A 21,036-nucleotide genomic window follows, 5' to 3' on the forward strand; every position below is an offset into this window, starting at 1 on the left:
TGGTAATCAAGGAGATGCGTGTGAGGCGACTGCCGGGAGTATTATTAGCGACAGCCGCAATAGTCATTATTATTGTGGCTTTGCTTGTCAGTGGATTACGTTTTCTACTGCCACATATTAATGATTACCGTCCACAATTATTCGCTAAAATTGAGTCAATTATTGGTGTACCTATTGATGCTGGATATATTGCGGGAGAATGGGAGTCTTTCGGGCCTGTTTTTGAATTACGTGATATCAGTGTAAAAACGGCAAATGCAGATGTGAAAGCCAAAAAGATCACGGTTGCATTGGATATCTGGTTATCTTTGTTAAGAATGCGTTGGAATTTTCGCGATCTTACTTTTTATCAGTTACAGGTAGATTACCATCAACCGCTATTTAATGATCAAAGCGGTAATATGTTTTCCCAATCGGATCTATTTTCTGAGCTGTTTCTGGAGCAGTTTGATCATTTTAATCTGCAAGATAGCCGGTTTACTTTCCTTACTCCCTCTGGTGAACGTGCTGATCTGTTGTTACCACAATTAACCTGGCTGAATAAAGATAATCGTCACCGTGCTCAAGGGAAAATTAGTCTCTCTTCTATCAATAATCAGCATGGGGATATACAAGTTAAATTTGATTTGCATGACACTAATGGCGTGCTGGATAACGGGACCATTTATTTACAGGCAGATAATGTTGATATTCATCCGTGGTTAAGCCATTGGTTGCAGGATAATACTGGGTTGAAGGATGCTGAGTTTAGTTTGTCTAGCTGGATTATGCTTAAAGAAGGTCGAATTGATGGCGGCCAACTACAACTCCGTCAGGGAGAAGCTAATTGGAAAGTTGCTAACAAACCTCACAACCTTTCTGTCAGTGATTTGGTGTTACGGATGCGTCGCCAAGATGGTGGTTGGTTGTTTGATGTACCTGAACTGGCAAATTTGATCACTGATGGGCAGCAGTGGCCGTCAGGAAAAGTATCAGTGCTCTATCTACCGAAAGCCAAGAGAGTTGACGGTCATGATCATTGGCGTGTTCGGGCGAAAAATATTCAACTTGAACGGCTAAGTAGCATTTTGCCGACTTTTTCTTTTTTGACGCCTGATCTGGTGAAGGATTGGCAGCGTCGTCAGCCACAAGGGTTGGTAAAGTACCTTGCCCTCGATATTACACCCAAAATAGCAGATGATTCCCGAATCAGTGTGCAATGGCAAAATGTTAGTTGGCAACGCTGGCAGAAATTGCCTTCCATTGATAATTTCTCGGGTTCTCTCAATGGCAGCTTGCGGCAAGGTAAACTGAGTTTTGCATTGAAGGATAGTGTTGTTGATTACCGAGATATGTTTCTGGCGCCGTTTGAGATATCCCAAAGTCATGGCGAAATACTTTGGCGGCAAGGTGAGCGGGGTTTACAACTCTGGAGTCAAGGGTTGGATTTGCAAGGGAAATCATTGTGGGTCAATGGTGATTTTCGTTATCAACAGCCCAAAGAACAGCCTCCGGCGCTAAGTATTCTCGCGGGAGTGCGGGTTTATGATGCGGGTGATGCCTGGCGATATTTTCCAGAACCTTTGATGGGGACGCCTTTGACTGACTATCTGACAGCTTCAATTATTAAAGGGCAGATAGAAAACGCGACTTTTGTTTTTCAAGGCAATCCAAAAGATTTCCCATTTGCAAAGAATAATGGGCAGTTTCAAGTTTTTGCTCCATTGCGTCATGCGACTTTCCAGTATCAACCAAATTGGCCGGCACTGCTGGATCTCAATATTGATCTTAATTTCCAGAATAACGGCTTATGGATGCTTGCTCCGCAAACGGCACTTGGTAAAGTGAAAGCGAGTAATCTGTCAGCGGTAATTCCTAATTATCGTAACAAGAAATTGTTAATCGACGCGGATATTCTGGGAGATGGCAAAGATATTCATGAATATTTTACCCGCAGCCCGTTAGCACATTCTGTTGGTGAAACGCTGGAGACATTGCAGGTTGGTGGTCAGATCGCTGGTAATTTGCATTTGGATATTCCACTCAATGGCGGCAATGTGGATGCTCGCGGTGAGGTGACTTTAAAAAATAATCATTTGTTGATTAAACCCTTAGATAGCGAAATGAAAAATGTGAGTGGCCGGTTTCGCTTTAATAATGGTAATTTACAAAGCGGCAAATTATCGGCCCAATGGCTTGGGCAGCCTGTTACGGTTGATTTTTCTACCGAGAATTTACCTAAAAACTATCGAGTCAATGTTGGTCTGAATGCGCGTTGGGCTATTGAAAAATTATCTGGATTTTCACCGGCAATTGCTAAAGTGTTTTCTGGCTCTGTTGATTGGGAAGGAAAGGTCAGTATCAATTTGCCGTTTCAGAGTAAGCCTCAATATGATGTGAAAATCGACGCTGACTTATCACAAGTGGATAGTCATTTATCTGCCTTGAAAGCGGATGAACTGCGCGCTCTTCATATTCTGGCTGATGGTGATATGGAGCAGTTGCGAGTAAAAGGCATTTTAGATAAACAGTATGCATTTAATACTCAATGGCGTTTGGCAGGGAAAAACACTCAACTATCACGAGGAATTTTACAAAGTAATAGTAACAATATTCCTGATTTACCTGAAAAATCCCTATTGGAATTGAATCTTCCGGCAATTGAGGGGGAAGAGTGGTTAGGGCTGATTGCGCCTCTGACCTCAGGTTCTTCATTGGCAGGAGTGTCAATGTTGCCACAGCATCTGTATATATCACTTCCATCACTGGATGTGGGGGGGCAACGTTGGAATCAGTTATCGTTGGATGTGGAAAAGCAGTTTTGGGGAACGCAGATCACTGCTAATAGCCGGGAAATCAACGGTAAACTTAATATCCGTAAGAGTGGCCCTTGGCAAATGAATTTGAACTATCTTTACTATAATCCTTTGCAATATAGCTCCCAGCAAACTGAATCCGATTTACCTAAACAATCTCAGACAGGTACAACTCTGCGTTATTCGCTGAACCAATGGCCTTCATTAGATATCATCTGTTCTAAATGTTGGATTATGGGATTGAAGCTTGGGAAGGTGTCTGGTTCTCTGATTCCAGAAGGTAATTCGCTTGTATTAAGAGATGGAATAGTAGAAAACAGTGCCAGTAAATTAAATTTGGCAGGTCGTTGGCAAGAAGGTGCGGTAGGGAATAATACGCATATTATGGGGCAATTTTCTGGTGAAAAGTTTGATGAGATGGCATCTTACCTTGGTATAGTTGTACCGATTGTAAATTCACCGTTTACCTTCCGTTTTGATTTTAATTGGTGGGATACGCCGTGGAAACCCAATTTCCAAACGTTGAATGGCAATCTTAAAAGCAACTTAGGCAAAGGCGCTATTGAAAAATTGGGCGGGGGAGGTGCTGGCCAATTACTAAAATTAGTCAGTTTTGATGCTCTATTACGTAAATTACAGCTCGATTTCAGCGATACCTTTAGCCAGGATTTTGAATTTGATTCAATTCGTGGTGATGTTTCAGTAAAAAATGGGATACTCAAGGCTGAAAACTTACGGGTCGATGGGTTGATTGCTGATGTGATAACGAAAGGTGAGATCGATCTTGTTCGCCAACAGATCAATATCGAGGCCATCGTCACGCCAGAGATTTCTGCTACTGTAGGGGTAGCGACGGCTTTTGTCATCAATCCGATGGCTGGCGCTGCATTATTCGCAGCGACTAAGGTTTTGGGGCCGTTATGGAATAAGATATCGGTTATTCGTTACCGGATTACTGGTAATCTTGAACAACCGAAAATTGATGAAGTTCTGCGTCAGCTTAAGGAGAATAGAGGAACATGAGAAACGTCAATGTTGCACTCTTGCAGTTATGTAGCGGTGAGAATATCAAACATAATTTGGCGCAAATTGAACAACAAATTAAGCAGTTGCCAGATACTATCAAGTTTGTCATGACCCCGGAAAATGCATTGTTGTTTGCTAATGCTGATAGCTATCGCAAGCATGCGGAACAACAGGGGCATGGGCCTTTGCAGCAAGCTGTCAGTGAGATTGCACGCCGTTATGGTGTCTGGTTATTAATCGGTTCTATGCCGCTTATCAGTCGTGAAAATCCTGAACGGCTCACCAGTAGTAGCCTGTTGTTTGATGATCAGGGTAAGATTTGCGCCCGTTACGACAAAATCCATATGTTTGATGTCAATATTAATGATGAACACGGATCATATAACGAATCGTCCGTTTTCCAACGTGGGGAACATATTACCGTTGTGGATACCCCTGTTGGCCGTCTCGGGATGGCCATATGTTATGATCTGCGCTTTCCTGGGTTGTTTCAGGCGTTACGTGAGCAAGGCGCTGAATTGATATCTGTTCCTGCGGCGTTTACTCGTTTGACAGGAAAAGCGCATTGGGAGCCACTGTTACGGGCCCGCGCTATTGAAAACCAATGTATTCTGTTAGCGCCGGCTCAGGTTGGTGTACATGGAACCCGCCAGACGTGGGGTCACTCAATGGCCGTGGATGGTTGGGGGAAAGTGATTAAGAAAAACCCCGATGCAGTCAGTGCACTACAATTGAATGTCAGGGCAGATAGCTTGAAGATTATGCGTGAGCAGATGAAAGTGGTGAAACATAACCGCTTCCGGCCGCAGTTGACTTCCTTGATTGAAAAAATACCGCAAATTAAAGAGTAGCAATTATGAGTTTAACTACTGTCAGTGAACACTTACTGGCTGCAAATAAATTAAGCCATCAAGATCTGTTTTCAGTACTCGGTCAAATGACTGAACGTCGGCTGGATTATGCCGATCTCTATTTTCAGTCCAGTTACCATGAATCTTGGGTGTTGGAAGATCGGATTATTAAGGATGGCTCCTATAATATTGATCAGGGGGTTGGCGTTAGGGCAATCAGTGGTGAGAAAACGGGTTTTGCTTATGCCGACCAGATCACGTTGAATGCGTTGCAACAAAGTGCACAGGCTGCCCGTAGCATCGTCCATGAAAACGGGAATGGTAAAGTCCATACCTTTGGCGAAGTGACCTATTCTCCGCTTTATGCGGCAATTGATCCGCTGCAAAGTTTTTCCCGTGAAGAAAAGATCGCATTATTGCAGCGTGTGGATCAGGTGGCTCGCGCGGAAGATCCAAGAGTACAGGAGGTCAATGCCAGTCTGACAGGGATCTATGAACGCGTGTTGGTTGCGGCAACCGATGGGACTTTGGCGGCTGATATTCGTCCTCTCATTCGCTTATCTGTCACGGTGCTGGTGGAGGATAACGGCAAACGTGAACACGGCAGCAGTGGTGGCGGCGGCCGTTACGGTTATGAATATTTTCTGGAAGTGGTTAGTGGTCAGATCCGCGCAGAACAATTTGCCCGTGAAGCTGTTCGTATGGCTCTGGTGAACCTTTCCGCTGTTGCAGCACCCGCTGGTACTATGCCGGTTGTTCTAGGGGCAGGTTGGCCGGGCGTGTTGCTCCATGAAGCGGTTGGTCATGGGCTGGAAGGTGATTTTAACCGCCGTGGCACTTCGGTGTTTTCTGGTCAGATTGGTGAGAAGGTCGCGTCAGAACTCTGTACTGTGGTTGATGATGGCACGATAAAAGGTCGCCGTGGGTCATTGACAATTGATGATGAAGGCGTTCCTGGACAATACAATGTATTAATTGAAAATGGCATTCTGAAAGGTTACATGCAGGACAAAATGAATGCACGTCTGATGGGTGTCGCGCCGACTGGCAATGGTCGCCGTGAATCTTATGCCCATCTACCAATGCCTCGTATGACGAATACCTATTTGTTGGCGGGTCATTCCACACCGGAAGAGATCATCAGTAGCGTGCAAAATGGTTTATATGCGCCAAATTTTGGTGGTGGTCAAGTGGATATCACTTCCGGTAAATTCGTGTTCTCGACATCTGAGGCTTATCTGATTGAGAACGGTAAAATTACCAAACCAGTGAAAGGTGCAACGCTTATCGGTTCCGGTATTGAGGCGATGCAGCAGATCTCTATGGTAGGAAACGATCTTGATCTAGATAAAGGTGTCGGGGTTTGTGGCAAAGAGGGCCAGAGCGTACCTGTTGGTGTTGGTCAGCCTACTTTGAAACTGGACAACTTGACCGTTGGAGGAACAGCCTGATTTTTGGCTGTTTATCCGAGATAGATCATATAAGGATAGTCATGAAGAAGACTTGGCTAGCAGGTGTGTTACTGACTGTTTTGGTTGTGGCTTGTGGTACTTTTGCTAAAGGTGTTGATAAGACGCTGTTGCAGGCTCCAGAAACAGATGGGGGTACCTCAGCAATACAACGGATTGAAGGGCTAACTGAACAGAATAACGTAGTGGCTTACTTACGACAGAATAATAAATTACCCGATATTTACATTACTAAAAAGCAGGCCCGCGACCTTGGCTGGAATGCAAAACAGGGAAATTTATGTCAGGTTCTGCCGGGTAGAGCAATTGGTGGCGACAAATTTACTAACCGTGAAAAGAGACTACCAATGAAACCGAAACGTCAGTGGTTTGAAGCAGATGTTAACTACCGTTGTGGGCGCAGAGGGAGTGACAGATTGCTTTATTCATCTGATGGTCTGATTTATCTGACGTTGGATCATTACAAAAGTTTTACCTTAATGGAGTAATTCTATGCATAAAGTGGAGTTTGATTTTGACCGTATCCCTGATCTGAAAATGTTCTATCAGCAGTTTTCTGAACAATTTGAGTTAGGAGACGAGTTTGGTAGTAATTTGGATGCTTTGTGGGATGTTGTGACAGGAGGAATTGAGTTACCTGTAGAGGTCAATTTCATCCATTTTACGCAGCAGAAAGAACGCGATTTCTCCTCGCTAGTGTTTTTGTTTGAAGAAGCAGAAGAAGAACTGGAAGGGGAATTGAGTTTTAATATTTTCCCCTAACAGAAATTAGAACCTTATGGGTTTAGTTCGTTAAGCGGATTCAGTCATATCTTTAAGATATTGGAAAATCTGACGATAAGATTTAGGTGGCTTATTTGCCGCCTTTTCTTTTTTGGCGTTGCGGATCAAAGTACGCAATTGCTGGCGATCGGTTTGTGGGAATAACGCCACCACTTCATCAATAACATCGTCATTGCCATCAATCAATTTATCGCGTAATTCTTCCAGTTTATGGAACAGAGTGATTTGCTGATTATGACGATTTTTTAGTTTATCAAGCGCGGTGGTAATTGGCTCGACATCCCGGGTACGCAGCAGTTTGCCAATAAATTGTAATTGGCGACGGCGCCCCTCTCTTTTTATCTTCTGTGCAAGTTCAATGGCGGCCAGCAGATCCTCATCTAACGGAACGCGTTCAAGCGCACTTTTGCTGAGCTCAACCAATTCTGTACCCAGCTTTTTCAATGCTTCGGCATCACGTTTAATTTCGCTTTTACTGACCCAAATTATCTCTTCTTCTTCCTCTTCAGCAGGATAATCATTGAGCCAATCTTCAGGCTGCTTTGCCATAGTGGTTTTCCTTTTAAAAAGGCCGGAGCTGGCAGGTTGATTTTTGGTGCATGACCTGTAGCCCGGTGGGTGTTAACATCCTAATATTGTGTATTGTAACTGGGAAAAACGTCTGATTACCACTCGGCATTGACTGTGTGGATAAAATGGCCCTGTTTTCCCGACAGATTTTCCCTTTATTCATCAAATTACGGGTAATTAATGAAAATCACAGATCAAATTGCGGAACAACGCAAACAACTGGAAAATGCAGTTTCACAGGCACTAGAGCTGGCAAAAGCGGGTTGTGATGCTGCGGAGGTTGCGGTTAATAAAACAACGGGTATTAGTGTCAGCACCCGCTTTGGTGAAATAGAAAATGTAGAATTCAATAGTGATGGTGCATTGGGGATTACCGTCTACCATCAGCAACGTAAAGGTAGCGCATCATCAACAGATTTAAGTTCGGATGCTATTGCTCGTACTGTTCAGGCTGCGATTGATATCGCTCGTTATACCTCTCAGGACCCATGTGCTGGCCCGGCAGATAAAACGTTACTGGCATTTGAAGCGCCAGATCTTGACCTGTTCCACCCAACAGAATTGGATGCTGATAATGCGATTGAATTAGCAGCTCGTGCAGAGCAAGCTGCATTACAGGCAGATAAGCGTATTACCAATACCGAAGGCGGCAGTTTTAATAGTCATTATGGCATCAGAGTGTTTGGTAACAGCCACGGTATGTTGCAAAGCTATTGCTCCAGTCGTCATTCTATGTCGAGTTGTGTGATTGCTGAACTTGATGGCGATATGGAACGGGACTATGCGTATACCATTAGTCGCCGTTTTGAAGATTTAAAATCGCCAGAATGGGTTGGGCAGGAGTGTGCTCGCCGTGCGTTATCTCGTTTGTCGCCACGTAAATTACCGACCATGAAAGCGCCGGTGTTGTTTGCTGCGGAGGTTGCAACGGGCCTTTTCGGTCATCTGGTTGGCGCGATCAGTGGTAGCAGTATTTACCGGAAATCCTCTTTCTTGCTTGATCACCTGGGCAAACAAATTCTGCCATCATGGCTGACAATTGAAGAGCGGCCACATTTGCTGGCAGGTTTAGCATCTTCTCCATTTGATAGTGAAGGTGTTTCCACCAGTAATCGGGACATCATTAAGGATGGGATATTACAGACTTGGCTTCTGACAAGTTATTCTGCCCGTAAGCTAGGCATGGCAAGTACCGGTCATGCAGGTGGAATTCATAACTGGTGCATTGCAGGGCAAGATCAGGATTTTGCAGGTTTGCTGCGTCAGATGGGAACAGGGTTAGTGGTCACTGAGCTGATGGGGCAGGGAGTCAGTGCGGTAACCGGCGACTATTCCCGTGGGGCCGCTGGTTTTTGGGTAGAAAATGGTGAGATTCAGTATCCTGTCAGTGAGATTACTATTGCGGGCAATCTAAAAGATATGTGGGCCAATATGGTTACTATCGGGAATGATATTGAAACGCGCAGTAATATCCAGTGCGGTTCAGTCTTACTACCGGAAATGAGTATCGCTGGTCAATAAGAGATACTCGTTTCCGATTATTTTAGTCAGCCCGGACAAATGGGCTGGCTGAATTAACGGTGGAGCTCACCGGCAGCTTCTGGTTGGTAAAGTAATTCTAATACTTTGACTCGGGTTTCTTCGCCGTTTGGCAATGCCCAACTGATTTCGTCGCCGATACGAAGGCCCAATATTGCAGCCCCTAAAGGAGCCATAACAGAAAGCTGATCTGAACTGTCTTGCAGTGACGCTGGATAAACTAAAGTACGTACCCGCTCTTCATTGCTTGTCAGGTCAAGAAAACGAACCCGGCTGTTCATTGTTACAACATCTGATGGAATTTCTGCTGGAGGTACAATCTCTGCACGATCCAGCTCCTCATTCAAAGCGTCAGCGATACTAGTATCTGCAAACGCTGGCTGTTCCAACAGGGAATCTAAACGTTCTGCGTCTAATTCGTTGATGATAATTGCTGGTTTAGTCATACCACACTCCAAATGGACTCCAACACAAAATAACACCCCGCACCATGAGGAGGGGGGTGTTATTTAAAATGATTAACCTGATAGTAGGCTGTTCTTACTGGAAAAGAAAGAGATCATGATCACGAACTGTTTTGTGTTGCTAATGAAAACAGTAAAGGACATGATAATCCACAGGTGAGTGAGCAACGTTATTCTTCGTCAAATCCCGAATTAAATAGATTAATAATGGCTGCAAGAGCCTGTTCTTCATCTGGGCCGCTGGCTTCAACTTCAATATAGCTGCCTTTTTCTGAATCCAGCATCAGCATAGCAATTACACTGCTAGCTTCGGCTTCAACATGGCTATCATTGCGTAAAACAACATGAGACTCAAAGAGCTGTACTAAATCATACAGCTTCATTGCTGGCCGGGCGTGCATTCCCAGCCGATTTTTGATTTCAAGCCTCTGCTTGACTGTCATTATTTATTTTCGCTTTTCGAGAGTACGGTGGCGCGACTGTACGTTTTTGCCTCGGGAGCGAAAATAATCGGCCAACTGTTCTGCCACGTAAACGGAACGATGTTTACCGCCGGTACAGCCAATAGCCACGGTTAGATAGCTGCGGTTATTGGTTTCAAGCATAGGCAGCCAGAGTTCAAGATAACTGCGGGTTTGATAGATAAAGTTATGCACTTCCGTATGACGGTCGAGGAAAGCGGCTACGGGACGATCAAGGCCGGTCATTGGCCGTAATTTAGGGTCCCAGTGTGGGTTTGGTAAGAAACGTACGTCAAAAACATAGTCGGCATCAATTGGAATGCCATGCTTGAAGCCGAAAGACTCAAACACCATTGTCAACTCACGTTCCCGTTTGCCTAGCAGACGCGTTCTTAGCATCTCGGCCAATTCATGAACTGACATTTCGGAAGTGTCGATAATCAAATCTGCTCTTGAACGAAGGGGTTCCAGCAGATCACTTTCTTGATCAATCGCGCTTTCCAGAGAAAGATTTTTGCTTGATAGCGGATGCAGACGGCGGGTGTCGCTATAACGGCGGATCAATGTGTTACGGTCAGCGTCAAGAAACAGTAATTGCGGTGAGAAACTCTCTGGTAGTTTAGTCAAGGCTTCTTCGAAAACCTCAGGGGATTCCGGCATGTTTCTTACATCAATACTCACCGCGGCGGAAATATCGCGGTCAGACAACGTATTTGCTAATTCCGGTAGTAATACTACCGGCAAGTTGTCTACACAATAAAAACCCATGTCTTCCAGTGCGCGCAAGGCAACGGATTTACCTGAACCGGAACGGCCACTGACTATCATCAGCACCATGAGGCGACTCCCCTTAATTTCTCAGTGGTTATTATGAGCCACTCTTATCTGTTGCTCTCCATGCACTGCAACAGTTATTCAGTGATAATTGAGTATAATTCTTCATCACTTTGTGCCGATCTTAAACGGCGGCAGAGGTTTTTATCTGCAAGACGTTTGGCGATCAATGACAATGTGTGTAAGTGCGTCTGGCATTGATCATTTGGAACCAGTAAAGCAAACAGCAAATCAACTGGTTGATTATCAATTGCATCAAAAGCAATGGGTTGTTCCAGATTTAGGAAAACGCCGACTGCTTGATCTGAGCTTTCTGCATCTAATTTACCGTGAGGGATAGCAATACCACTGCCAATTCCAGTAGTACCTACTTTTTCTCTGGTTAATATTGCTTCGAATACGACATTTTCTGGTAACTTAAGCTGCTGAGATGCTAGCTCACTGATAATCTCTAAAGCCCGTTTTTTGCTCGAACAATGTACATTATTGCGCGTACATGCGAGAGAAAGCACAGAACTTAGTAGTAAATCTGCTTGATTATTCATTTTTTCTATTCACTTAGGTGCCTCATTGATACCGGATGCCATAGAATATCTGTGACATCCGGTATTTGCGCACTGTTTTACAGCAATATTCTGCTGTTGTTACTACATTCTTTGTTAAATAACTGTTAATGATGTCTCAGTTTGTCTTTATGTTTGGTTAATTGACGCGCTAGTTTATCGACCAGTCCATCAATTGCTGCATACATATCTTCATGTTCTGATGATGCGTGCAACTCACCTCCGTTAATGTGTACAGTAGCTTCGGCGATTTGTTGTACCTTTTCCACTCGGAGGATTACCTGAGTCAGGTTGATCCTGTCGAAATATTGATCCAGCTTGCTGCATTTTGCAGTGATAATGTCGCGTAATGCATCAGTAATTTCAATATTGTGGCCGGTTATTTTGAGTTGCATATTGTCTTCCTTCTCTGTTCATTTCAAACCAGACGTTTACGTTGGTTTGATGGCGGAATGGATAACGACTCTCGATATTTTGTGACAGTCCGTCGGGCAACCATGATGCCTTGATCGGCTAGCATGCTCGTCAGTTTGCTGTCACTTAATGGTTTGGCGGGGTTTTCCGCTGCTACCAGTTTTTTCACCAAAGCCCGTATTGCAGTTGAAGAGGCTTCGCCTCCACTTTCTGTATTGACATGGCTGGAGAAAAAATACTTCAATTCAAAAATACCACGTGAGCTGTGCAGGAATTTTTGGGTAGTCACCCTGGAAATGGTGGATTCATGCATATCAACCTGGAAAGCAATGTCAGCTAAAACCATAGGTTTCATATGTTCTTCACCATGCTCAAAAAATTCCTGTTGCTGTTCTACAATGCAACGCGCAACTTTCAGCAGAGTATCATTCCGGCTTTCCAGGCTTTTGATAAGCCATCTAGCCTCTTGTAGGTTATTACGGATAAACTGACTGTCACTTTCATTGCGTGTATGTTGCCCAAGCTCTGCATAATGCTGATTAATGTGTAAACGGGGGATACTATCTGTATTTAATTCTACTTGCCAGTGTTCGCTCTCTTTTCGAACTAGTACATCGGGGATGACGTATTCAGATTCGCCGGTGTTTATTGCCAGACCGGGCTTTGGTTCAAGTGACTGGATTAAACTGATGACTTCTTTCAGAGTATCTTCTTTCAAATGACTCAGACGGATTAAATTGCGGAAATCCCGATGACCTAATAGCTCCAGATGTTCGCAAACGATCAGTTGCGCCTCTTTCAGATAAGGTGTTTCTGGCGGAAGCATTGATAGCTGGACCAGTAGACAATCTTTTAAATCACGAGCGGCGACACCGATAGGATCGAAATGTTGTATCTGTTTTAGCACCGCTTCTACTTCTGCCAGGGTGAGTTGATCGTCGCCAATGCTGGCAAGGATATCTTCTAATGGCACAGTGAGATAGCCAGTGTCATCTACGGCATCAATGATTGATGTCGCAATGGCCGCATCGGTTTCCGTGAAGGAGGTTAGCTCTGCCTGCCACATCAAGTAGTCTTGCAAGGTTTGAACGGTTTCACCTTGATAAAGCGGCAGTTCATCGTCGTTATAGTCGTTACGTGTCCCGGAAGGTGTGCCAGCGGTGTAAATTTCATCCCAACTGGCATCCAAGGGTAACTCGTCTGGCATATCCTTTTGTTGCAAGGCATCAAGCGTATCCATAGCTTCCGTTTCATTATCGGGAAGTTCCTGATTGCTGATTTCCTGATGATCTTCATCCTGTTCAAGCAAAGGGTTCATTTCTAGCGCTTGTTGTATTTCCTGCTGGAGTTCAAGCGTAGAAAGTTGCAACAAACGAATAGCTTGTTGGAGCTGTGGTGTCATAGCCAGTTGCTGACTAAGCCTGAGTTGCAAACTTTGCTTCATAGCGTTAAATCAATTCTCCTGGCTAATTAGAGCCGGAAACCTTCGCCTAAATAAACGCGCTTCACCTGTTCATTATTAAGAATATCATTAGGTGTGCCGTGAGCAATCAGATGCCCTTGGCTGACAATATAAGCACGTTCGCATACATCCAATGTTTCACGGACATTGTGGTCTGTGATAAGGACCCCTAGCCCATAGTCTCTCAAATGCTGAATGATCTTCTTGATATCGATGACCGAGATAGGATCTACGCCGGCAAAAGGCTCATCCAGCAAAATAAATTTAGGATTGGCTGCGAGCGCTCTGGCAATCTCTACGCGGCGGCGTTCACCTCCAGAAAGCGATTGACCAAGACTGTCACGTAGATGGCTAATATGGAACTCTTCCATCAGCTCTTCGGCACGTTCTTTTCGTTGCTCTTGAGTCAGATCCTGGCGGATTTCCAATACAGCCATCAGGTTATCGAATACGCTTAGACGACGGAAAATAGAAGCTTCCTGAGGCAAATAACCAATACCACGGCGTGCCCGTTCGTGAAGCGGCAGTAGGCTAATATCTTCATTATCAATGGTGATTGTCCCGGCATCCCGTGAAACGATACCGACGACCATATAGAAAGTCGTCGTTTTCCCGGCACCGTTCGGACCAAGCAGGCCAACAATTTCGCCGGAATTTACATTTAGGCTGACATTTTCAACGACCTTACGGCCTTTGTAAGCTTTTGCCAGGTTTTCTGCGTTTAGTATTGCCATATATCGTTATTTACTCTTGTTGTTAGCCCCAGGGCCTTCTTCTTGTAACTGAGAAGGGAGTAGGACGGTGGTCACTCGTTTACCTTTATCACTAAACGCTTCCATCTGCTGAGTTGGGACTAGATAGGTGATACGATCGCCTTTTATATTGCTGTCTAGCTGTTCCAAATAGGCATTGCCAGTCAGTGTAACCAGCTCTTTATCCATTTCGTAACGCATTTTGGAACCGCGGCCCTTGATTGGTTTGCCATTGTCCTGTAGCTGATAGAAAGTGACTGGATTACCAAATGCCTCAATAATCATTTTTTTAGAGTCGCCATCTGGACGAGTTACAACAACTTTGTCAGCGCGGATATCGATAGAACCTTGTTTAACGATCACATCTTCTGTAAATGTGGCAGTGTTCCCTGTCATGTCAAGGGCTTGTTTAACAGAATCGATAGAAATAGGTTTCTGGGTGTCATCTTTCAGTGCCAGAGCAGGAAGGCTGACTGCAAAGATGGCGCTGGCAATAAAAGCATTACGGATTCTGTTTTTCATGTTGGATTTCATAGTAGGTGTTAACCTTTTCAATCAGTTCAGCGGTTTTATTCCGCAGATTGCCACGCATTTTCATACCGACGGATTTTAGCCCGACACCAATCAGTGTGACCTGATCGTCAGATGAAACATCCTGAGTTACCAGGTTGATAATAGCGTTATCTGTGGTAATACGTTGTAATTGTGACGTATTAGTCAGACTGTCAACCTGTACGTCGCCGTAAAGATAGAGCATTCTGTCATTAGTCAGTTTGGCTTTGTTAGCACGAACTGTCCATGTAGCAATGGCATTTGAGTCATAAGTAATTAACACTGGTTTGGTAAACCAGGTAAGTTTTGACTCTGCATAATTTTGGACGTCATCAGCGACCAGTTTATACGTCAGTTTCCCCGTAGGGTCATAAACAAAAGTTATGGCATCCTGACTTTGATAGGTTGGCTGACTGTTATCTGTAGCAGAAGATGATTTAGTCTCATCTGAATCAGACAAGTTCCAGCCAATTAATGCTAGGATGATTAATACCAGAGTTATCACCAACCAGGATTTGATTCTATCCATTCTCGTTTCACTTCAACCTACTATATTGATAATCCTTTGGCCTCTTCCAGCTTATTCTGAGCAAAAAGCACCAAATCACAAAGTTCCCTTACCGCACCGCGTCCCCCGGCAATTTGGGTGACATAATGCGCTTTTGGTAAGAGTAGAGGATGTGCATCTGCCACAGCGACAGATAACCCCACTTGTTCCATGACCGGCCAATCAATCAGATCATCACCGATGTAAGCAACCTGTTCTGGTTTTAATCCCAGTTTATCTAACAATTCTTTGTACGCCAAAACCTTATCACTCTGTCCTTGGTAAAGATGTGTAATCCCTAGTGTGTTTGCTCGATCTTCCAGCAATTTCGCTGTACGGCCGGTAATAATAGCGACTTCGATACCTGAAGTAATTAAGCAGCGAATTCCGTAACCATCTCGAACATTAAATGTTTTTAACTCTTCACCGTTATTGCCCATATATATCAGGCCATCGGACAGAACACCGTCAACGTCGCAAATCAACAAGCGGATTTTACGGGCTTTTTCAATAACATCTTTACTAACTGGACCATAACAGGTGTCCAAATAAACTAATTGGCTCATTAGGGCGTTTTCTCCGGTTAAACCACACCAGCTTGTAGCAGGTCATGCATATGTAATACCCCAAGCAATTTATTTTCCTCTGCGACCAGTAAGGAGGTGATATGGTGTGACTGCATTAGATTCAATGCATCAACTGCAAGGGCATGCGGTTTGATACGGATACCACCTGTTGTCATAACATCTGAAATTTTGACATTGTACAAATCGACCCCCATATCAAACACTCGCCGCAAGTCACCGTCAGTAAAAATACCATCAATATACATATTTTCATCGCAAATGACGGTCATACCTAATTTTTGCCGGGTGATTTCGAGTAATGCTTCCCGTAAGGACGCATCACGATGAACCTTTGGAATATTATCGCCTGTATTCATCAAATCACTCACCAGTAGCAAAAGTTTGCGTCCAAGAGTGCCGCCTGGATGTGATAGGGCGAAATCTTCAGCGGTAAAGCCGCGTGCCTGGAGCAATGCAACCGCTAAAGCGTCGCCCATAACCAACGTTGCAGTAGTACTGGTTGTAGGAGCCAAACCTAGCGGACAGGCTTCCTGTGGAACTTTGATACACAGGTGGATATCTGCGGCTTTCCCCATACTACTGTGGTAATTATTAGTCATGCAGATAAGCGGAATTTTTTGGCGTTTTAATGCTGGGATCAGTGACAAAATTTCACTGGACTCACCAGAATTTGAGATGGCTAAAACAATATCTTTAGGTGTAATCATGCCGAGGTCGCCGTGGCTGGCTTCTCCCGGATGAACGAAAAAGGATGGAGTACCGGTGCTGGCGAAAGTTGCAGCAATTTTACACCCAATGTGGCCGGATTTGCCCATCCCCATGACAATCACTTTACCTTCGCAGTTGAACATCAGTTCACAGGTACGGGCAAAATCTTCATTAATATATTGTTCAAGTTTCGCCAATCCATTACGTTCTATGTCTAATACTTTTTTACCCGCTTGCTGAAAATCAATCTTAGGCATTTCTTTTTCCTACTCATTCGTGTTTATTCAATGCTGTAATCGGAAATAAACAGTACGATAAAATAAGCGATAAAGCAGCTTAATAACAAGACACCTTTAAATCGGTTTAATCGATGTTTACGACCCAAACAAAATGCAGTAAATATTGTGCTGGCTACCATCATTACCCAAAAGTCACGATGGAAAGATTCAGGCGAAATAGCTGCTGGTGAGAGTAACGCGGGAAGGCCCAAAACAGTTGATATATTGAATATATTCGAGCCTATAATATTTCCGAATGCAATGTTATCTTCGCCTTTGAATGCGGCGGCGATTGAGGTTGCTAATTCTGGCAGGCTAGTACCGACCGCAAGTACAGTAAGCCCGATCACTAATTCACTAATACCATAAATGCGAGCAATAACGGTTGCATTATCAATGACCATGCGAGTTGCCATAGGTAAAATAAGTAACCCTAATAGAATCCAAAGTAGGGCAATGTGTTTATTGCCTTCTACCGGTAATTCGGCGGCCTGTTCCTGCGTGTAAATATCCATTTCGGCACGGCGTGGTAGAGCAACCATTTTGATCATCAGTAAAATATACACTATGGCGGAAGTGAGCAATACCAATCCATCCATCCGGCTGAGATAGTTATCACTCATCAAATAACCACAGAAGGCGGTGAGCAGTAGCATCAACAGCAGCTCCTGCCGCAAAATATCTGATTTTACTATCATTGGGCGAATAAATGCGGTAGCACCGGTTATCAGTAGCAGATTAGTAATGTTGGAACCAATAACATTACCCACCGCCATATCAGGTTGACTATCTAGCATTGCAGTAACTGAAACCATTAATTCGGGCAGGGAAGTTCCAATGCCAACAATGGTAATACCAATAATAAATGGAGGCAGCCCCAGAGTACGGGCAAAAATTGCAGCACCATATACTAATCTATCGGAACCATATACCAGTAAAATCAATCCGGTAATTAAAAGTAAAAAGGTCAGAAGCATGAAGCGTCCCTTGTAAGGTATATTCCGAATTAATGTTAACGCTGGTTGATTTTCTAAACAAAAACTGTCTGCCCAGTTAGATGGGGTATATTCTGACGGCGGCGGATAGAAAAGTAAAATTTGTCATCACATTAATGGCGAAAATTCCCCAGTTTTTTTGTAGTATATGTGATTAATATGTGAACCAAATATTAAAGCCAATTTATTAACCGTTAAGGGCTATCAATAATGAACCAACAGACAGCAAATCTCATCGAGATCCGTGGTATGCATTTTACCCGTGGTAGCCGTTCGATTTTTGCTGATATTAATCTAGTTGTGCCTAGAGGGAAAGTCACTGCAATTATGGGGCCTTCTGGGATAGGGAAAACGACACTATTACGATTGATTGGCGGTCAGTTACGTCCTGAACGCGGAGAAATCTGGTTTGATGGCGACAATATTCCTGCTTTATCCCGTTCGCGCCTGTATGTTGCTCGCAAGAAGATGAGTATGCTGTTTCAATCTGGGGCATTATTCACTGATCTCAGTGTCTTTGAGAACGTCGCTTTTCCGCTGCGTGAACATACGAACCTGCCTGAGGAAATTATACAGACTACTGTAATGATGAAATTAGAGGCGGTAGGGTTACGTGGCGCCGCGAATTTGATGCCTTCCGAACTTTCCGGTGGTATGGCAAGGCGTGCGGCTCTGGCTCGTGCGATTGCACTTGATCCTGATCTGATTATGTTTGATGAGCCTTTTGTTGGCCAGGACCCGATTACGATGGGGGTTTTGGTGAAGTTGATTGATGAGCTGAATAAGGCGCTTGGTGTGACTTGTGTGGTGGTTTCTCACGATGTACCGGAAGTTCTGAGCATTGCGGATTACGCTTATATTATCGCTGAACAACAGATTATTGCTGAGGGTACTGCGCAGCAGTTGCGGTCTAATTCTGATAGACGAGTACGGCAATTTCTTGATGGTATTGCTGACGGGCCGGTACCTTTCCGTTTCCCGGCCGGGGATTATAAAACTGAGTTATTAGGATAATGGGATGTTAATGTTAACACAGGCGCTGGCGGCACTTGGCCGACGGGCCATTGAGGTATTTGCCTCTTTTGGTCGTGCTGGTTTTATGTTTTTCCGCGCGATAATTGGCAGGCCAGAACCCGCCAAACAATGGCCGTTACTCCGACAGCAACTTTACAGCGTGGGTGTTCGGTCATTGTTGATTATTATCGTTTCAGGGCTGTTTATTGGCATGGTGCTTGGCCTACAGGGGTATCTGGTACTGACAACATACAGCGCGGAAGCCAGTCTTGGTATGATGGTGGCGATATCTCTGTTGCGTGAATTGGGGCCGGTGGTCACGGCACTGTTGTTTGCTGGTCGTGCCGGATCAGCCTTAACCGCAGAAATCGGCTTGATGAAAGCCACGGAACAAATTTCCAGCCTGGAGATGATGGCGGTAGATCCACTACGGCGAGTGATAGCTCCCCGTTTCTGGGCAGGGTTTATCAGTATGCCGCTATTATCCTTGATTTTTGTGGCGGTAGGCATTTGGGGAGGAGCGGTAGTTGGTGTTGATTGGAAGGGGATTGACAGTGGCTTCTTCTGGTCTTCAATGCAGTCTGCTATCGAGTGGCAGAAAGATTTGCTGAATTGTTTTATTAAAAGTGTCGTTTTCGCCATTACTGTGACTTGGATCGCTCTATTCAATGGTTATGATGCGATCCCTACTTCGGAAGGGATCAGCCGAGCAACGACCAGAACGGTGGTTCATGCATCGTTAGCAGTTTTAGGTTTGGATTTTGTGCTGACAGCACTCATGTTCGGGAACTAAGTCAATGCAAAGCAAGAAAAGTGAAATTTGGGTTGGATTTTTTGTCTTGATTGCACTGGCTGCAATCGTCTTTTTATGCCTAAAAGTGGCAGACATTAAATCGGTAGGCAACCAGCCAACTTACCGTTTATACGCAACTTTTGACAATATCGGTGGTCTGAAAGTGCGTTCCCCGGTAAAAATTGGGGGGGTGGTGATTGGCCGAGTTGCAAGTATCTCTCTTGATGAAAAGACTTATACGCCGCAAGTGGCACTGGATATTATGAAGCAGTATGACAGTATCCCTGATACCAGTTCTCTTTCCATCCGTACCTCTGGCCTATTAGGTGAACAATATATTGCCCTGAATATAGGGTTTGAAGATCCCGATATGGACACCCGTATTCTGAAAGAAGGTGATCGCGTACAGGATACCAAATCAGCAATGGTACTTGAGGATCTTATCGGCCAGTTCTTGTATAAGAGTGGCGATAATGCCCAAAGTGGGGCAGAGCACACGCCGACACCCTAGCCAGCAACTGAATATCATTAAGAGGAACCGATTATGTTGAAGAGATTATTAATGGTGGCGCTATTGGTTATTGCGCCATTAGCGAGCGCGGTTGATCAGACGAATCCTTATAAGCTGATGCAGGAAGCGGCGGAAAAGACTTTCACTCGTTTGAAAAATAGCCAATCACAAATTCGTCAAAATCCAGATTATCTGCGTCAAGTAGTGAAAGAAGAACTACTGCCCTATGTCCACATCAAATATGCCGGCGCATTAGTTCTGGGGAAATACTATAAAGATACAACTCCAGAGCAGCGCAAGGCTTATTTTGCTGCATTTGAATCTTATCTAGAACAGGCTTATGGGCAGGCTCTGGCAATGTATCACAATCAAACTTACCAGATTGACACTGAAAAACCGTTGGGGGACAGCGATGTTGTTGCTATTCGTGTCAATATTATCGATCCGAATGGCCGTCCTCCTGTCCGTCTTGATTTCCAGTGGCGCAAAAACAGCAAAACTGGTCACTGGCAGGCATTCGATATGATTGCTGAAGGCGTCAGTATGATTACAACTAAACAGGGTGAATGGGCTTCTATCTTGCGTCAGCAAGGTGTTGAGGGCCTGACTAAGCAGCTTAAAATCAGCGCCCGACAGCCAATCACACTGGAAGAGAAAAAATAAGATGGGTGAGAGTCTGATCTGGGAAAAAACAGGGCAAACATTGATTCTCAAGGGCACTTTGGATCGTGATAGTTTGCTTCCTCTCTGGCAGCAAAAAGAGAAATTATTGGCTGATATTGACAGCATCAATGTGTCACAACTTGAATATGTGGATTCTACCGGGTTAGCTCTTTTAGTTCGTTTCAAACATCATATGCAAAAGAGAGGGGATAAATTGCGCTTTTCTGGCATTGATGAACGGCTTAACACCCTGATTACGCTCTATGATCTGCAAGACATAATCATGGATAGCTAACCGATAATCTCATTAATTATCTGTACAATCAGCGCCCTTGTAAGCAGAAATGTTACAAGGGCGTTTTCATAGTTTAAGAATAAGCAGGATTCTATTAGGATAGACGGCTG

The 21,036-nt window shown here is 44.3% G+C and carries 24 protein-coding genes; 11 read left to right on the forward strand and 13 right to left on the reverse strand.

Annotated features, from left to right (window positions below; all coding sequences use genetic code 11):
- Positions 1-20 precede the first annotated feature (20 nt).
- Genes yhdP through C6H66_RS02055 form a run of 5 tightly spaced genes read left to right on the forward strand, consistent with a single transcriptional unit; the run spans position 21 to position 6,903 of the window.
- Positions 21-3,818, forward strand: a complete 3,798-nt coding sequence (gene yhdP / locus C6H66_RS02035; protein WP_181150134.1) for an AsmA2 domain-containing protein YhdP — start codon at positions 21-23, stop codon at positions 3,816-3,818.
- Complete coding sequence (nit1, locus tag C6H66_RS02040; protein WP_046395103.1) at positions 3,815-4,672, forward strand: deaminated glutathione amidase; 858 nt, start codon at positions 3,815-3,817, stop codon at positions 4,670-4,672. The genes yhdP and nit1 overlap by 4 nt, the downstream gene beginning before the upstream one ends.
- A 5-nt stretch (positions 4,673-4,677) precedes the next feature.
- Positions 4,678-6,123: a metalloprotease TldD gene (tldD, locus tag C6H66_RS02045; RefSeq protein ID WP_105394668.1), complete on the forward strand. Its 1,446-nt coding sequence runs from the start codon at positions 4,678-4,680 to the stop codon at positions 6,121-6,123.
- Positions 6,124-6,164: 41 nt separating this feature from the next.
- Positions 6,165-6,629, forward strand: a complete 465-nt coding sequence (locus C6H66_RS02050) for a ribonuclease domain-containing protein (RefSeq protein ID WP_105394669.1) — start codon at positions 6,165-6,167, stop codon at positions 6,627-6,629.
- Positions 6,630-6,633: 4 nt separating this feature from the next.
- Complete coding sequence (locus tag C6H66_RS02055) at positions 6,634-6,903, forward strand: barstar family protein (RefSeq protein ID WP_105394670.1); 270 nt, start codon at positions 6,634-6,636, stop codon at positions 6,901-6,903.
- 30 nt (positions 6,904-6,933) lie between these two features.
- On the opposite strand, the gene yjgA is transcribed toward C6H66_RS02055, so the two are convergent.
- On the reverse strand, positions 6,934-7,473 hold the full coding sequence (gene yjgA / locus C6H66_RS02060) for a ribosome biogenesis factor YjgA (protein WP_105394671.1): 540 nt from the start codon (positions 7,471-7,473) through the stop codon (positions 6,934-6,936).
- A gap of 201 nt (positions 7,474-7,674) precedes the next feature.
- Here yjgA and pmbA point away from each other — a divergent pair, with 201 nt between their 5' ends.
- Positions 7,675-9,015, forward strand: a complete 1,341-nt coding sequence (pmbA, locus tag C6H66_RS02065) for a metalloprotease PmbA (RefSeq protein WP_105394672.1) — start codon at positions 7,675-7,677, stop codon at positions 9,013-9,015.
- 53 nt (positions 9,016-9,068) lie between these two features.
- On the opposite strand, the gene rnk is transcribed toward pmbA, so the two are convergent.
- The 12 genes from rnk to C6H66_RS02125 form a co-directional block, all read right to left on the reverse strand.
- Positions 9,069-9,479, reverse strand: a complete 411-nt coding sequence (gene rnk, locus C6H66_RS02070; RefSeq protein ID WP_105394673.1) for a nucleoside diphosphate kinase regulator — start codon at positions 9,477-9,479, stop codon at positions 9,069-9,071.
- 188 nt (positions 9,480-9,667) lie between these two features.
- Positions 9,668-9,940 carry a PTS phosphocarrier protein NPr gene (gene npr, locus C6H66_RS02075; protein ID WP_036809268.1) on the reverse strand — a complete coding sequence of 91 codons (273 nt, stop codon included), beginning with the start codon at positions 9,938-9,940 and terminating at the stop codon, positions 9,668-9,670.
- Positions 9,941-9,943: 3 nt separating this feature from the next.
- On the reverse strand, positions 9,944-10,795 hold the full coding sequence (gene rapZ, locus C6H66_RS02080) for an RNase adapter RapZ (protein ID WP_036809265.1): 852 nt from the start codon (positions 10,793-10,795) through the stop codon (positions 9,944-9,946).
- A 74-nt stretch (positions 10,796-10,869) separates the two neighbouring features.
- Positions 10,870-11,337 carry a PTS IIA-like nitrogen regulatory protein PtsN gene (gene ptsN, locus C6H66_RS02085; RefSeq protein ID WP_036775990.1) on the reverse strand — a complete coding sequence of 156 codons (468 nt, stop codon included), beginning with the start codon at positions 11,335-11,337 and terminating at the stop codon, positions 10,870-10,872.
- 125 nt (positions 11,338-11,462) lie between these two features.
- Positions 11,463-11,750 (reverse strand): ribosome hibernation promoting factor, encoded by a 288-nt coding sequence (gene hpf / locus C6H66_RS02090; RefSeq protein WP_036775988.1) that lies wholly within the window; start codon positions 11,748-11,750, stop codon positions 11,463-11,465.
- A gap of 23 nt (positions 11,751-11,773) precedes the next feature.
- The gene (rpoN, locus tag C6H66_RS02095; RefSeq protein ID WP_046395099.1) at positions 11,774-13,213 is read right to left on the reverse strand and encodes an RNA polymerase factor sigma-54; all 1,440 of its coding nucleotides are present in this window, start codon (positions 13,211-13,213) and stop codon (positions 11,774-11,776) included.
- A 26-nt stretch (positions 13,214-13,239) separates the two neighbouring features.
- Complete coding sequence (lptB, locus tag C6H66_RS02100) at positions 13,240-13,965, reverse strand: LPS export ABC transporter ATP-binding protein (protein WP_036775985.1); 726 nt, start codon at positions 13,963-13,965, stop codon at positions 13,240-13,242.
- Positions 13,966-13,971: 6 nt separating this feature from the next.
- The gene (lptA, locus tag C6H66_RS02105) at positions 13,972-14,505 is read right to left on the reverse strand and encodes a lipopolysaccharide ABC transporter substrate-binding protein LptA (protein ID WP_036775984.1); all 534 of its coding nucleotides are present in this window, start codon (positions 14,503-14,505) and stop codon (positions 13,972-13,974) included.
- Positions 14,486-15,064, reverse strand: coding sequence for an LPS export ABC transporter periplasmic protein LptC (gene lptC / locus C6H66_RS02110; RefSeq protein ID WP_036809257.1), 579 nt, complete (start codon positions 15,062-15,064; stop codon positions 14,486-14,488). Before lptC ends, lptA begins: the two co-directional genes overlap by 20 nt.
- Positions 15,065-15,084: 20 nt before the next feature.
- Positions 15,085-15,648 (reverse strand): 3-deoxy-manno-octulosonate-8-phosphatase KdsC, encoded by a 564-nt coding sequence (kdsC, locus tag C6H66_RS02115; protein WP_036809254.1) that lies wholly within the window; start codon positions 15,646-15,648, stop codon positions 15,085-15,087.
- A 17-nt stretch (positions 15,649-15,665) separates the two neighbouring features.
- Positions 15,666-16,634: an arabinose-5-phosphate isomerase KdsD gene (gene kdsD / locus C6H66_RS02120; RefSeq protein ID WP_046395095.1), complete on the reverse strand. Its 969-nt coding sequence runs from the start codon at positions 16,632-16,634 to the stop codon at positions 15,666-15,668.
- Between the two features lie 23 nt (positions 16,635-16,657).
- On the reverse strand, positions 16,658-17,632 hold the full coding sequence (locus C6H66_RS02125) for a calcium/sodium antiporter (protein ID WP_046395094.1): 975 nt from the start codon (positions 17,630-17,632) through the stop codon (positions 16,658-16,660).
- A 228-nt stretch (positions 17,633-17,860) separates the two neighbouring features.
- Between C6H66_RS02125 and mlaF the strand changes: the two genes are divergently transcribed.
- The 5 genes from mlaF to mlaB are packed head-to-tail and all read left to right on the forward strand — an operon-like array spanning position 17,861 to position 20,926.
- Positions 17,861-18,664, forward strand: a complete 804-nt coding sequence (gene mlaF, locus C6H66_RS02130; protein WP_105394674.1) for a phospholipid ABC transporter ATP-binding protein MlaF — start codon at positions 17,861-17,863, stop codon at positions 18,662-18,664.
- 10 nt (positions 18,665-18,674) lie between these two features.
- Entirely contained in the window at positions 18,675-19,457 is a 783-nt protein-coding gene (gene mlaE / locus C6H66_RS02135) for a lipid asymmetry maintenance ABC transporter permease subunit MlaE (protein ID WP_105394680.1), read from the forward strand.
- A gap of 4 nt (positions 19,458-19,461) precedes the next feature.
- A complete protein-coding gene (gene mlaD, locus C6H66_RS02140) occupies positions 19,462-19,968 on the forward strand; it encodes an outer membrane lipid asymmetry maintenance protein MlaD (protein WP_105394675.1) in 507 nt (168 codons plus the stop codon).
- A 33-nt stretch (positions 19,969-20,001) separates the two neighbouring features.
- The gene (mlaC, locus tag C6H66_RS02145) at positions 20,002-20,631 is read left to right on the forward strand and encodes a phospholipid-binding protein MlaC (protein WP_105394676.1); all 630 of its coding nucleotides are present in this window, start codon (positions 20,002-20,004) and stop codon (positions 20,629-20,631) included.
- Position 20,632: 1 nt separating this feature from the next.
- A complete protein-coding gene (mlaB, locus tag C6H66_RS02150; protein ID WP_105394677.1) occupies positions 20,633-20,926 on the forward strand; it encodes a lipid asymmetry maintenance protein MlaB in 294 nt (97 codons plus the stop codon).
- Positions 20,927-21,036: the final 110 nt, after the last annotated feature.

This window comes from Photorhabdus hindustanensis, assembly GCF_002968995.1.
Classification (GTDB): Bacteria; Pseudomonadota; Gammaproteobacteria; order Enterobacterales; family Enterobacteriaceae; genus Photorhabdus; species Photorhabdus akhurstii.

What these genes read in the sequence shown, in the direction of transcription:
- mlaC (WP_105394676.1), top strand. Translation starts at nt 20,002, where the DNA reads ATGTTGAAGAGATTATTAATGGTGGCGCTATTGGTTATTGCGCCATTA.
- C6H66_RS02125 (WP_046395094.1), bottom strand. Translation starts at nt 17,632, where the DNA reads ATGCTTCTGACCTTTTTACTTTTAATTACCGGATTGATTTTACTGGTA.
- ptsN (WP_036775990.1), bottom strand. Translation starts at nt 11,337, where the DNA reads ATGAATAATCAAGCAGATTTACTACTAAGTTCTGTGCTTTCTCTCGCA.
- kdsC (WP_036809254.1), bottom strand. Translation starts at nt 15,648, where the DNA reads ATGAGCCAATTAGTTTATTTGGACACCTGTTATGGTCCAGTTAGTAAA.
- C6H66_RS02050 (WP_105394669.1), top strand. Translation starts at nt 6,165, where the DNA reads ATGAAGAAGACTTGGCTAGCAGGTGTGTTACTGACTGTTTTGGTTGTG.
- rnk (WP_105394673.1), bottom strand. Translation starts at nt 9,479, where the DNA reads ATGACTAAACCAGCAATTATCATCAACGAATTAGACGCAGAACGTTTA.
- tldD (WP_105394668.1), top strand. Translation starts at nt 4,678, where the DNA reads ATGAGTTTAACTACTGTCAGTGAACACTTACTGGCTGCAAATAAATTA.
- rapZ (WP_036809265.1), bottom strand. Translation starts at nt 10,795, where the DNA reads ATGGTGCTGATGATAGTCAGTGGCCGTTCCGGTTCAGGTAAATCCGTT.
- mlaD (WP_105394675.1), top strand. Translation starts at nt 19,462, where the DNA reads ATGCAAAGCAAGAAAAGTGAAATTTGGGTTGGATTTTTTGTCTTGATT.
- mlaF (WP_105394674.1), top strand. Translation starts at nt 17,861, where the DNA reads ATGAACCAACAGACAGCAAATCTCATCGAGATCCGTGGTATGCATTTT.
- kdsD (WP_046395095.1), bottom strand. Translation starts at nt 16,634, where the DNA reads ATGCCTAAGATTGATTTTCAGCAAGCGGGTAAAAAAGTATTAGACATA.
- mlaE (WP_105394680.1), top strand. Translation starts at nt 18,675, where the DNA reads ATGTTAACACAGGCGCTGGCGGCACTTGGCCGACGGGCCATTGAGGTA.
- lptB (WP_036775985.1), bottom strand. Translation starts at nt 13,965, where the DNA reads ATGGCAATACTAAACGCAGAAAACCTGGCAAAAGCTTACAAAGGCCGT.
- rpoN (WP_046395099.1), bottom strand. Translation starts at nt 13,213, where the DNA reads ATGAAGCAAAGTTTGCAACTCAGGCTTAGTCAGCAACTGGCTATGACA.
- yjgA (WP_105394671.1), bottom strand. Translation starts at nt 7,473, where the DNA reads ATGGCAAAGCAGCCTGAAGATTGGCTCAATGATTATCCTGCTGAAGAG.
- C6H66_RS02055 (WP_105394670.1), top strand. Translation starts at nt 6,634, where the DNA reads ATGCATAAAGTGGAGTTTGATTTTGACCGTATCCCTGATCTGAAAATG.
- lptC (WP_036809257.1), bottom strand. Translation starts at nt 15,064, where the DNA reads ATGGATAGAATCAAATCCTGGTTGGTGATAACTCTGGTATTAATCATC.
- npr (WP_036809268.1), bottom strand. Translation starts at nt 9,940, where the DNA reads ATGACAGTCAAGCAGAGGCTTGAAATCAAAAATCGGCTGGGAATGCAC.
- lptA (WP_036775984.1), bottom strand. Translation starts at nt 14,505, where the DNA reads ATGAAAAACAGAATCCGTAATGCTTTTATTGCCAGCGCCATCTTTGCA.
- mlaB (WP_105394677.1), top strand. Translation starts at nt 20,633, where the DNA reads ATGGGTGAGAGTCTGATCTGGGAAAAAACAGGGCAAACATTGATTCTC.
- pmbA (WP_105394672.1), top strand. Translation starts at nt 7,675, where the DNA reads ATGAAAATCACAGATCAAATTGCGGAACAACGCAAACAACTGGAAAAT.
- nit1 (WP_046395103.1), top strand. Translation starts at nt 3,815, where the DNA reads ATGAGAAACGTCAATGTTGCACTCTTGCAGTTATGTAGCGGTGAGAAT.
- hpf (WP_036775988.1), bottom strand. Translation starts at nt 11,750, where the DNA reads ATGCAACTCAAAATAACCGGCCACAATATTGAAATTACTGATGCATTA.